Annotated in this window: 7 protein-coding genes; all 7 read left to right on the top strand. The window is 38.5% G+C overall.

Annotated features, from left to right (window positions below):
* Positions 1-276 (top strand): YadA-like family protein (locus ACFIMA_RS04130; protein WP_375613268.1); only part of this gene is annotated, 276 nt, incomplete at its 5' end.
* On the top strand, positions 273-875 hold the full coding sequence (locus ACFIMA_RS04125; RefSeq protein WP_375632260.1) for an invasion associated locus B family protein: 603 nt from the start codon (positions 273-275) through the stop codon (positions 873-875). The genes ACFIMA_RS04130 and ACFIMA_RS04125, both read left to right, overlap by 4 nt.
* 904 nt (positions 876-1,779) lie before the next feature.
* Complete coding sequence (locus ACFIMA_RS04120; RefSeq protein WP_375652488.1) at positions 1,780-3,090, top strand: Ppx/GppA phosphatase family protein; 1,311 nt, start codon at positions 1,780-1,782, stop codon at positions 3,088-3,090.
* 29 nt (positions 3,091-3,119) lie between these two features.
* Positions 3,120-3,848, top strand: coding sequence for an RlmE family RNA methyltransferase (locus tag ACFIMA_RS04115; RefSeq protein ID WP_375611866.1), 729 nt, complete (start codon positions 3,120-3,122; stop codon positions 3,846-3,848).
* A gap of 173 nt (positions 3,849-4,021) precedes the next feature.
* Positions 4,022-5,047: a GTPase ObgE gene (gene obgE / locus ACFIMA_RS04110; protein ID WP_375632262.1), complete on the top strand. Its 1,026-nt coding sequence runs from the start codon at positions 4,022-4,024 to the stop codon at positions 5,045-5,047.
* 1 nt (position 5,048) lies between these two features.
* On the top strand, positions 5,049-6,188 hold the full coding sequence (proB, locus tag ACFIMA_RS04105) for a glutamate 5-kinase (protein ID WP_375652542.1): 1,140 nt from the start codon (positions 5,049-5,051) through the stop codon (positions 6,186-6,188).
* A 45-nt stretch (positions 6,189-6,233) separates the two neighbouring features.
* Positions 6,234-7,490 carry a glutamate-5-semialdehyde dehydrogenase gene (locus ACFIMA_RS04100; RefSeq protein ID WP_375652489.1) on the top strand — a complete coding sequence of 419 codons (1,257 nt, stop codon included), beginning with the start codon at positions 6,234-6,236 and terminating at the stop codon, positions 7,488-7,490.
* The last annotated feature ends 1 nt before the right edge of the window (position 7,491 follow it).

Raw genomic sequence — 7,491 nt, 5'->3', positions numbered from 1 at the left:
ATAAAGTTTGAGACATTGAATTATGCTATTCAGGATGTTCGGAAAGAAGCAAGACAAGCTGCTGCTATTGGTCTAGCGGTGTCCAACTTACGTTACTATGATATACCAGGATCTTTAAGTGTTTCATTTGGGAGTGGTTTATGGCGCAGTCAATCTGCACTTGCTATTGGTGCTGGTTATACATCTGAAGATGGAAATATTCGCTCGAATGTATCTGTGACAAGTGCTGGAGGTCATTGGGGAATAGGCGCTGGAATTACTCTGAGGTTGAGATGATAATAGAAAAAATGGCTGTTATTGTAAAAACGAGAAGTATGTTAGTAAAGGTTCTGTTTGCTCTTGCCTTAATAGGCAAGAGCGAAAGCTTTGCCAACGAGAACAATAATATTTATACAGTGCATCCACCGCACTTATCGATACCTAAGGGAGAACCTGGCGAAACACGTCGAATTATTATGCAGTTTTATGATTGGACTTTGATTTGTGACGAAAAACAAAAGCTTAAACATAAGCAAGGTATATGTAATGTGACACAGACGGTTCATGATCAAGAAGGAAATACCATTTTTAGTTGGTCTCTTGTTTCTACGACAAGTGGTCAAGCAGTGATGCTTTTTCGAACATTGCCAAATTCTGATATAAATGTTCCGATTCAAATGTTTGTAAAAGGTGTTAAAAAACCTGTTCTTATTAATTATACGCAATGTAATGAAACGGTTTGTTTGGCACAATCACCTGTAGGGCCAGTTTTGACTAAACAAATAGAGCAGAACAATAAGGTACGTATTTCCTATAAAACTAAAGAAGGTAAGGTATTTTCTTTTACTGTACCATTTAAAGGGTTAAATGCAGCACTTAATTCTTTCCGTCCTTAGAATCCATCGAGTATTTTTAACAAGAGTCATTTTTCCATAAATTGTTGTATTATATTTTTGAGTGTAAATTATAAGGTCAAATAAGTAAGAAGTTTTATATAATATGATATCGAGGTGATTTATTGGAAAGAGTGAGAGTTTTATGAATATAAAGTCACAGTAAGTTCTTTATATGTAATAGAAAATCAAGTTAGTGTTTCCCGTAATGCTTAAAGAATGATTTCGTTAGTTATTAAAAGTAAAAAAGATTAGAAATACTCGATTTATTCCTTATAATAATGAGTAGACTAAATTCTTTTTTTAAGCTTAAAATGGATTTTTAAAGCGGTCTGATTAAGAATTAATATTTTTCAGATAAATTTATAATTCTAGAGTTTTTTTGAACGATAGTTTTTATTGGTATTCACGAAATAACAGCTATTGTAATTGCATTTTGTAGTACTACGGAACTTTTATTCCAGCATAATCAAAGCCATTTCATTGCATATAACAAACGAGGTTTGTGTGTGGATAACAAAAAAAATTTTTTTCTTATAAACCGTACTAATGTATAGGTTGTTGTAACCTTAAGAGTCAGCAAATAGTATGATAGTGTAGGTTTGTTACAATAGAGGTGTGCTCCGTGTGAATGGTATCAAGAAAAGAGCATAATTTATAAAAATTGATGTGAACGTAAACGATTAATTTATAGTTTTAAGTTCATAAAGAGATGCATGATTTCACGGAAACAACCGAAAGATTATACAAAAATCTGAATGATGTTAGTGTAGAAAATTTTAATGATAGAAAAAGAAAGAATGATTTCTTGTATATATCATTTGATGCTGCATTATTGCTTTATTTAGGAATGAGCAGAAGAGTTTTCGCGTTTATTTATTGGGGGAACGCTCAAGGGATAAGGGACATGACCCCGTTAAATTATGGTTCAAAAGAGTTAAAGCAAGGAGAAATATACGATACCAAAGCAGATCAATTGTATGATCAGTGCGGTAGTAATACAAATAATCTTTCTGCATTGTCACGAACAGAGGCATACTCTGTCCTTGTTGATATAAAGAGACAACAGAGAAAAAAACATTATGAACAGAAACAGGTTTTTGTTCAATCTGAGGCAGCTTTTGAGTTTCATAATCAGATAATGATAGGTGCTCAAAAAACAAAAAAACTCAAAGCACCTTTTCTTCGACGGTTCCATTCAGTAAAATCTCCACCTCTTTATGCGGCACTTGATCTCGGAACAAATAATTGTCGTCTTCTTATCGCATCTCCCAGTAAACCTGGATATTTTCGTGTTGTTGATGCTTTTTCTCGTATTGTACGATTGGGAGAAGGTTTAATAAATAACGGTTTTCTTAATACACAAGCTATGGATCGTGCGATTGAAGCATTAAAGATTTGTCATTTAAAGCTAAAACAAAGGCATATTAAGCGTTATCGCTTGATTGCAACGGAAGCTTGTCGTTCTGCAGAAAATGGTAGACATTTTATTCAGCGTGTTTTGGAGGAGACAGGTCTTGAATTGGAAATTGTTGATCGGCAAACAGAAGCGCGTTTTGCTGTTACAGGGTGTAGTACACTTGTTGAACCAAATACTGACGCAATTGTGCTTTTTGATATTGGAGGAGGATCATCAGAAATTGTGCTACTTGATGTTTCTCAAAAGCGTTCTTTTCGTTTAGCTCGACAAATTATCGCTTGGACTTCTCTTCCTGTTGGTGTTGTTACGCTTGCTGAACGTTTTGGAGGGAATGATATTAGCTTAGACGATTTTGAAAAAATGAAAAGTTATGTGCGAGGGTTATTAAATAATTTTTCAGATCGTCATAAATTAGGAGAGTTAGCACAAGGTTCAAAGTTTCATCTTTTGGGAACCTCCGGTACGGTTACGACTTTAGCAGGAATGTATCTTAATTTAGAGCGTTATGATAGGAAAAAAGTGGATGGCATTTGGATGAATGATGCGGACATTACACTTATGACACAACGCCTATTATCATGGGATATAGAAAAACGTGTCATAAGCCCTTTTATTGGACGCGAGAGAGCAGATTTAGTTTTAGCTGGTTGTGCAATTTTAGATGTTATTCGGGAAGTTTGGCCAAGTCAGCGTTTAAGAGTTGCTGATCGTGGATTAAGGGAAGGAATTTTGATAGAGCTAATGTTACGCGATGGAGTATGGTGTCGTCATAGAAGGAGCAGAGATTTCAAGCGTTAGAGAATTAAATATGGAGACAATGAATAACGATGAAAAAAACAACAAAAACACCAAGAGGTGGCTATGGAGGTTCAGGGTCACATGAATTATATCAGCGCGTAAAAAAGAAAGCAGGAACCATTAAAGCTTCATCACGACGATGGTTAGAGAGGCATCTGAATGATCCTTATGTCCATCAATCAAAAGTAGATGGTTATCGTTCGCGTGCGGCTTATAAACTCATTGAAATTAATGAGCGCTATAGGTTTTTGAAAAAAGGTCAAAAGGTTATTGATCTAGGAGCAGCACCTGGGGGCTGGTGTCAGGTGGTTGAGCGTATAGTAGGGTCAAGTGATGAGGATCCTAGCGTTGTTGGTATTGATTATTTACATGTTGATCCATTACCTAGAGTTGCCATGTTGGAAATGGATTTTTTGCATACAGATGCACCGCAGAAATTAATTGAAACTTTAGGGACAAAACCGGATGTGGTTCTTTCTGATATGGCAGCGCCAACAACAGGTCATCGTCAGACGGATCATTTAAGAACGATTTATTTATGTGAAGTTGCGGCTGATTTTGCTCTTTCGGTTCTCAAGCCTGGGGGATATTTTTTAGCAAAGGCTTTTCAAGGGGGAGCAGAAAACACTCTTCTTGCAAGATTAAAACAGCATTTTAAAAAAGTCTACCATGTTAAACCACCCGCAAGCCGATCAGAATCAGTAGAGCTTTATCTTCTAGCACTTGAATTTAAGGGAAAAACAAAAGTACAAGAATAGCACCTTCTTTTAAGAAGACTTAATTTTACTTAACCTATTTAAATGCGATGATTTTTTTCTCAAAGAGTTATCAGCGATAGTGACAGTTTTTCTGTTATCAATGATGAAAAACTGGTAAAATTAATGTATTGCCTATAGAGGTAGAGAGATTGATTCCTCAGTGAGTGTTTCCAATGAAATTTCTTGATCAAGCTAAAGTTTATATTCGTTCTGGTAATGGAGGTTCTGGAGCAGTATCATTTCGCCGTGAAAAATTCATAGAATTTGGGGGGCCTGATGGAGGGAATGGAGGACGGGGTGGTGATGTCTGGGCTCTTGTTGTTGATGGACTTAACACGCTGATTGATTATCGCTACCAACAGCATTTTAAAGCAAAAACAGGGGGACATGGCAAGGGGCGTAATATGACGGGTGAGAAGGGTGATGATGTCATCCTTAAAGTTCCGGTTGGGACTCAAATTTTTGAAGAAGATAATGCAACGTTAATATGTGATTTAACGGAAGTGGGACAGCGCTATCGCCTTGCAAAAGGAGGGAATGGCGGTTTTGGCAATCTTCACTTTACAACATCGACAAATCGGGCACCGCGTCGTGCAAATCCAGGTTTGTCTGGAGAAGAGCGTGCAATATGGCTTCGTTTGAAGTTAATTGCTGATGCGGGACTTGTTGGTTTACCCAATGCCGGAAAATCAACTTTTTTAGCTTCTGTAACGGCGGCAAAGCCAAAAGTTGCAGATTATCCTTTTACCACTCTACATCCTCATCTTGGTGTTGTACGAATTGATGGTCGTGAATTTGTTTTGGCTGATATTCCGGGATTGATTGAAGGAGCGCATGAAGGTGTAGGAATTGGAGACCGTTTTTTAGGACATGTGGAACGTTGTCGTGTGCTCCTTCATTTGATTTCTGCTCAAGAAGAAGATGTAGCAAAAGCGTATCAAATTGTGCGTCATGAACTTGAGGCATATGGAAATAATCTAAGTGATAAGACTGAAATTGTAGCTTTAAGCCAGATAGATACTCTCGCTCATGAAGAGCGTGAAGCTAAACGGGAAGCTTTGCAAAGAGCAGCGGATCAACCAGTTATGATGTTTTCTGCGGTTAGCCGCGAAGGTTTAGAAAATGTGCTGCGTGCTGGTGCACATATTATTGAAATATCACGCAAAGAGGAGAACGGTGGGGATAGCAGGATTGATTGAGATGGCTGTTGGATCGCAAAAACTTACACACTATAAACGTATTGTGGTCAAGATTGGATCTGCCCTTTTGGTTGATCCTCAAGCAGGTTTACGGGTTGAGTGGCTTAAAAGCTTGATCAATGATGTTGTTGAATTGCACAAAAAAGGCGTAGAGATATTATTGGTGTCTTCAGGTGCTATTGCTTTAGGAAGGACATTGCTACAGCTTCCTAAGGGGGCTTTGAAATTGGAAGAAAGCCAGGCATGTGCTGCTTTAGGGCAAATTGAGTTAGCAAAAACCTATGGTGATGCGCTTGCTCAACATGGGCTCAAAATAGGCCAAATTTTGCTCACTTTATTTGATACGGAGGAGCGAAGGCGTTATCTCAATGCACGTGCAACGATTGAGATGCTTTTATATTTGGGAGCTGTGCCTGTTATTAATGAGAATGATACTGTTGCAACAACTGAAATTCGTTATGGTGATAATGATCGTTTAGCTGCACGTGTGGCAACAATGGTGAGGGCAGATCTTTTAATACTTTTATCCGATATTGATGGTCTTTATACAAAGTCTCCCCATAGTGATCCTACGGCTGAATTTATACCTTTTGTTGCATCCATTACGCATGATATCGAAAAAATGGCAGATGTTGCTGCTTCAGAGTTTTCACGGGGAGGAATGAAGACTAAGCTTGAAGCCGGAAAAATAGCTAATGCTGCTGGAACGGCGATGATTATCACCTCAGGCAAGCGTATGAATCCCCTTGCTGCAATTGACAAAGGTGAACGCAAGAGTTTTTTTGCGGCAAGTAAGAAATCTGTCAATGCTTGGAAAACATGGATTTCTGGTCATTTAGATCCATCTGGTGTTTTGACGATTGATCAAGGAGCCATTAGGGCCCTTGAATCAGGAAAATCATTATTAGCTGCAGGGGTTATTGCCGTTGAGGGAAATTTCCAACGTGGGGATACTGTTGCAATTGTTGATACAAATGGGGTTGAGATTGCGCGTGGACTTGTAAGCTATGACAAAGATGAGGCTGTACGCATTATAGGACATAAAAGTGAAGAAATTGAAGCTATTCTTGGGTATGAGGCGCGCTCTGCTATGGTGCATCGTAATGATATGATTGTACGTTGCTTGACCAATACTGTTTAAAAAAGTTACTTTTGTTTTTATTGTTTTGGCAGAGTGGATGTTACGATGACTTTAGAAGAACAAATGAAAGATATGGGACAAAAAGCACGCTATGCCGCTGCAGCGTTGGCCGTTGCTTCTTCTGAGCAAAAGAACAATGCATTAGAAATGATCGCTTTAAGTCTAGAGGCTCAGTCAGATGAAATTTTACGGGCGAATTGTCAAGATTTAGAGAATGCTGCTCAGAATAATTTGAAAGCTGCAATGATTGATCGGCTAAAATTAGATGATTTGCGTTTACGTGCAATGATAGACAGTGTTCGCCAAGTTGCTCGTTTGTCTGATCCTGTTGGGCAAGTGATGGATGAATGGACGCGTCCAAATGGGCTTCATATAAGTCGTGTACGAACACCTCTTGGTGTGATTGGCATTATTTATGAAAGTCGTCCAAATGTTACAGTTGATGCGAGTGCTTTGTGCTTAAAAGCTGGCAATGCTGCGATTTTGCGCGGTGGTTCGGATAGCTTTCATTCTTCTCATGCTCTTCATTTAGCTTTGGTACAAGGTTTAGAACGCTCTGGTTTACCTAAAGATGCCATCCAAATGGTTGGAACGACAGATCGTGCTGCCGTTGGGGGAATGCTCAAAGGATTGGATGGAGCGATTGATGTGATCGTACCACGTGGTGGAAAGAGCCTTGTTGCCCGTGTTCAGTCTGATGCACGTGTTCCAATTTTTGCTCATTTGGAGGGACTTTGTCATATTTATATTGATAAATCGGCAGATTTAGATATGGCACGCAATATTGTTTTAAATGCAAAGCTGCGGCGAACAGGGATATGCGGTGCTGTTGAGACAGTTCTCATTGACAGCCAAGCATTAAAAAAGTTTCTTCCTGTTTTAACTGCTTTACAGGAGAAGGGATGTGAAATTCGCGCCACAGAAGATATTGTTTTTCTTATACCAGATGTCAAATTAGCGTCTGAAGAAGATTGGTCGCATGAATATCTTGATGCTATTCTTTCTGTTAAAACGGTTGAGGGTGTTGAGGGAGCCATTTCTCATATCAAGCGTTATTCATCAGGACATACGGAATCGATTATTGCTGAGGATTTAGAAGTGGTGAAGAATTTTTTTAATCATTTAGATTCAGCTATTTTATTACACAATGCATCTACACAATTTGCTGATGGAGGTGAATTTGGTTTTGGAATGGAAATTGGTATCGCAACAGGAAAAATGCATGCACGTGGTCCCATAGGTGTTGAACAGCTAACATCATTTCAATATCACGTTAAAGGAAATGGTCAGGTTAGAGCTTGAG

The sequence above is a fragment of the Bartonella sp. AP88HLJMH genome (assembly GCF_042195605.1).
In the GTDB taxonomy this organism is placed as follows: Bacteria; Pseudomonadota; Alphaproteobacteria; order Rhizobiales; family Rhizobiaceae; genus Bartonella.
This window is presented reverse-complemented; position numbering and strand designations above follow the sequence as displayed.

Bases quoted from the DNA above. Each gene is read 5' to 3' on its own strand.
- ACFIMA_RS04115 (WP_375611866.1), top strand. From the start codon at position 3,120: ATGAAAAAAACAACAAAAACACCAAGAGGTGGCTATGGAGGTTCAGGG.
- ACFIMA_RS04120 (WP_375652488.1), top strand. From the start codon at position 1,780: ATGACCCCGTTAAATTATGGTTCAAAAGAGTTAAAGCAAGGAGAAATA.
- proB (WP_375652542.1), top strand. From the start codon at position 5,049: ATGGCTGTTGGATCGCAAAAACTTACACACTATAAACGTATTGTGGTC.
- obgE (WP_375632262.1), top strand. From the start codon at position 4,022: ATGAAATTTCTTGATCAAGCTAAAGTTTATATTCGTTCTGGTAATGGA.
- ACFIMA_RS04100 (WP_375652489.1), top strand. From the start codon at position 6,234: ATGACTTTAGAAGAACAAATGAAAGATATGGGACAAAAAGCACGCTAT.
- ACFIMA_RS04125 (WP_375632260.1), top strand. From the start codon at position 273: ATGATAATAGAAAAAATGGCTGTTATTGTAAAAACGAGAAGTATGTTA.